This window comes from Planomonospora algeriensis, from assembly GCF_977012225.1.
This window is the reverse complement of sequence record NZ_CDRNDK010000511.1, coordinates 1-4132: the sequence shown is the minus strand read 5'-3', so window position 1 is coordinate 4132 and position 4132 is coordinate 1. Positions and strand designations below refer to the sequence as shown.

Below are 4132 nucleotides of genomic sequence, written 5' to 3'. Positions count from 1 at the left end.
GCCGCCGCCCTTCTCGTGGCGTCGCCGCGCCGTCGTCGCCGCGGCCTGGACGGGGGCGGTGCTGGCGCCCCTGGCCATCGGCGTGTCCACCTGGCTGGCGTGGAAGAGCGGCTGGGGCGGCGTGCTGATGGTGCCGGTCGACCCGCTGGGGCTGCTGTTCCCCGCCGCCGGCGCCTTCCTGATCACCTACCGCCCGCGGCTGCCGTTCCCGTGGCTGCTGTGGGCGACCGGCGTCACCTGGGCGCTGTACGAACTGGCCTACAACACCGCGTACTGGATGCACCTGCACGCCCCCGACCACCCGCTGCTCCCGCTCGCCGGCTGGGTGGGACTGTGGCTGTGGATGCCGCCGGTCTCAGCGGTGGGAGGACTGATGCCCCTGCTGTACCCCGACGGAGGCCTGCCATCCCCGCGCTGGCGGCCGGTGCTGTGGGGAGTGATCGCGCTGTGCGCGGGCCACTCCTTCCTCATGGCGGTCCTCCCCCAGCCCGAGCTGGAGCTCGGCATGCCGTTCGACAACCCGCTGGCGATCGACGCCCTCGGCACACTGCCGTGGACGGCCGAGACCCACGTCGGCTGGGCCATGCTGCCGCTCTACACGCTGTCGGCGGCCTCTCTCGCCTTCCGCTACCGGGCGGTCGGCCCCGAGGTGCGCCGGCAGATCGCCTGGTGCGTCGGCACCATGGTCGCTTTCATGGGATTCTGGCTGGCCAGAACCCTGTTCACCGTGGGCGGCGAGAACATGGCGCTGGAGACGATCCAGCTCCTCATCGCCGCCGGCGTGCCGATCTCCATCGTCGCCGCCGTGCTGCGGCACCGTTTCTACGGCATCCGCGTCGTCCTCAACAGGACCCTCGTGTACGGCACGCTGACCGTCGTGCTCGCCGCCGGCTACATCGTGATGATCTGGGCGGGCGACAGACTGGCGGGCGGGTTCGGCCCCGCCGCCGGGCTGGGCGCGGTGATGTCGGTCGGCGCGCTCTTCCAGCCGGTGCGCCGGAAGCTGCAGGGGCCGGTCGACCGGTTGTTCGGCGTCGAACGCGACCCGTACCGGGCGGCCGACCGGCTCAGCCGTACCGTGCAGGAGGCGGGCGACCCGGCCGAGGCGCTGGCGAGCGCCGTGTCGGTGCTGCGCCGATGGCTCGGCGCGCGGGGCGTGGGCGTCGAGGTCGACGGCGAGCTGTTCTCCGGCGGCGCGCTGGGCGAGCGGCCCCGCTCGCTGCCGCTCACCTGGCACGGCGAGGACGTCGGGCGGCTGCTGGTGTCGGGCGCCACGCAGGGCGGGGAGTCGCTGACCGTGATGTCCACCCACCTGGCGGAGCTGGCCCACGCCGTACGGCTGGCCGCCGACCTGCGGCGCTCGCGCGAGCGGATCAGGGTGGCGCGCGAGGAGGAGCGCAGGCGGCTGGGCCGGGAGCTGCACGACGGGCTCGGGCCGGCGTTGACCGGCGTAGTCCTCATGCTCGACGCCGCCAGGCGCGATCCGGCCGGCGGCCGTCCGCTGCTGGACCAGGCCGAGGCGGACCTCGCCGCGACCGCGGTGTCGGTGCGCCAGCTGGTGGCGGGGCTGCGTCCGCCCGTACTCGACCGTCTGGGGCTGGAGGGCGCGCTCAAGGCGGCCGCGCAGGTGCCGGGCGTACGGGTCGAGGTCGAGGTCGAGGTGGAGGAGTTGCCGCCGTCGCTGGAGCTGGCGGCCTACCGGATCGTGCAGGAAGCGCTGACGAACGTGCGCAGGCACGCGCGGGCGGACCTCGCACGGGTGGTCGTGACCTGCGCCGCCGGCGACGGGTCGGGCGGGTCCGGCGCCCCCGGGGACGAGCTGGTCGTGCGGGTCGAGGACGACGGCGTCGGGATGCCGGCGCGGCACACACCGGGCGTGGGCCTCGCCTCGATGCGCGAGCGCACCGCGGAGGTGGGCGGCACATGCGCCGTGCAGGCGCGGCCGGGCGGCGGCACGGTCGTGACGGCCCGGCTCCCGCTGGGGTCCGCCGAGGTCGCGGCGCGGCCCTGACGACCGTCTCGGCGCGGCCCTGACGAGACCGGGAAGGCCGGGCGCCCCGCTCCGCCCTCCGGGCCCGGTCAGGCATGCCCTTCGTCGTGTGGCCCTTCGAGGTCGGTGAAGTACCGGCGGACCCAGTCCACGGACCGCCTGCGAGTCCGGGCGAGCGCGGCGAGCCCGGGGTCGGGATGCGCGCGCAGCTCCTCCAGCAGCGCGAAGGCGGAACGGATGTCCTCCGGCGGGGGCCTCCTCGCCTTCTCCTCCCACTTGGCGGTCTCTCCCGCGTCGCTGAGACGCCGTTCGAGGCCGAGGACCACACCCTTGCGGACGCGCGGCCTGCCCGACGAGAGCATCTCCCCGATCTCGTCCCACCGGCCCTCCCCCGCCAGATGCACCACCAGGCCGGCGGCGCAGCGCTCCGTCACCACCGCCTTGCCGCTCAGACCCGCGCGCAGCGCCGCCCCGGCGGACGCGCCGGTGTCCGCATGGCGCATGAGACGGCCCAGGGCGAACGCGGCCTCCCTGCCGGGATCCATCGTGAACCGCCTCTGCCCCCCGTGCTCGGGCGCGTGCACCGCGGTGCCGCAGGCCAGCAGCGCGGCCAGTTCCCCGACGACGTCGAGCGCCGTGCCCTCCCTCCGGGCGAGGTCCGCCGCGGCCCGGCAGGCGCGATGCACGACGAGCGGCGCCTCGTCGGCGAGCAGTTCGCCGGTCGCGTCCCGCTGCAGGTCCCGGCCGTCCAGCGCATCCCAGACCCACGCGCCCGGCCTGCGGTGGTAGAGCTCGACGGCCCGCTCCGCGTCTCCGCGGCGCAGGTACTCCCGCAGTGCCGACGCGCGGTCGACGGCGGGCGGCCGCGGCTCGGCAGCGGGCGGATCCCCGTCGAAACGCGCCGAGTCGAGGGCCGCACCGCCGAACGTCGCCCCGTCGAGAAGGGCCCCGGTGAAGTCGGCGCCGGTGAGATCGGCGAGGCTGAAGTCGGCGTCCCGCAGGTCGCTTCCCCGGAAGTCCGCCCCCGGCAGCCCGGCCCTCCGAAACGACGCGCGGACGAGCCGGGCCCGCCGGAAGTCCGCCTCCTCACCGGTGGCCAGATCGAACGCCGCCTCCTCCAACCCGGCATCCTGGAAATCGGCGTGGGAGAGGAGCGCCTCCCAGAAGGACGCCCGGGGAAGCCCGGCCCGCCGCCACCGGCTCAGCGTGGCGCGCACACCGTGGAAGGAGGCGCCCTCGCCTGCGGCATCCTCGAACCCGCACTGGAAGAACGTCGCCCCGCCGAACCCCGCCCGGTCGCATCGGGCGGCGGCGAAGTCGGAGTCCATCAGGTGGGCTCCGGACAGGTCGACTCCCGACAGGTCCGTCCCGCACGCCGACCGCGCGGCGTCCCCGCCGGCTCTCCGCCGCACGGTCGCCCCGGGCCACCGTCCACGGCCGCTTCAGCCTCTCAGGCCCCCGGGCCGGTACCCTCCCCGGGGGCGGGTCCATCCCCCGGCCGCGCGCTCAGGGCAGCCGCGTCCCGTGCGTCGCCGGAGCCGGCCGGGGCTCCTGTGCCCCCTGTGCCCCGGGCATCCCCTGCATGCCCGCGACCTGGCGGATCAGGTCCGAGACCCGCACGATGCCCATGCACCGGCCCACCTCGTCGATGACGGCCAGGTCGTCGTAGACGCGTTCGGCGTCGCGACCCGCGACCTGCATGGCGCGATCGCGGGGGTGGTCTTCGGGACCGCGCGGACGGGGTCTGCCAGGCGGGCGGCGGGCTTCTTGCCGTGCAGCGCGTGGCCGTACCGGCTGGCGATGGCGAGCAGGAAGCGGCTGCGGTCCAGGCTGCCCTTGGGCCGCTGGTACTCGTCGACCAGGATCACGCTGGTGATCGAGGGCTCGCCGCTGAAGGTCTCCACGGCCTCCTCCGCGGTCGCCTCGTAGGGGAGCGTCACCGCCGGCAGCAGGAACTCCTGGACCCTCGGGCCCAACAGGAGCCCGGCCGGCTCCGGCTCGACGACCGGCAGCGGCACGTGGACCCGGCCGGAGGGGCCCGGCACCAGCAGCGGGCCCTGCGCCAGCCGTACCCCCCACCTGCGGACCGCGGCGAGCTGGGCCTCCTCCGCCACGCCCGGGGCCAGCACGTGGGCGCCCGCG

2 protein-coding genes and 1 pseudogene are annotated in these 4132 nt (G+C 75.8%); 1 reads left to right on the top strand and 2 read right to left on the bottom strand.

Translation table 11 applies throughout. The annotated features are described in order from the left end of the window. Positions 1 to 2011, top strand: a 2011-nt coding sequence (locus ACWJ6R_RS31380) for a sensor histidine kinase (protein ID WP_449065689.1), incomplete at its 5' end; no start/stop codon positions are given. A gap of 68 nt (positions 2012 to 2079) precedes the next feature. Here the strand turns inward: ACWJ6R_RS31380 and ACWJ6R_RS31375 are convergent. Together ACWJ6R_RS31375 and ACWJ6R_RS31370 are read right to left on the bottom strand one after the other, a co-directional pair. After that, positions 2080 to 3402 carry a pentapeptide repeat-containing protein gene (locus ACWJ6R_RS31375; protein ID WP_449065688.1) on the bottom strand — a complete coding sequence of 441 codons (1323 nt, stop codon included), beginning with the start codon at positions 3400 to 3402 and terminating at the stop codon, positions 2080 to 2082. Positions 3403 to 3591: 189 nt separating this feature from the next. Next, positions 3592 to 4132 (bottom strand): annotated as a pseudogene (locus ACWJ6R_RS31370) (hypothetical protein); the annotation flags it as partial.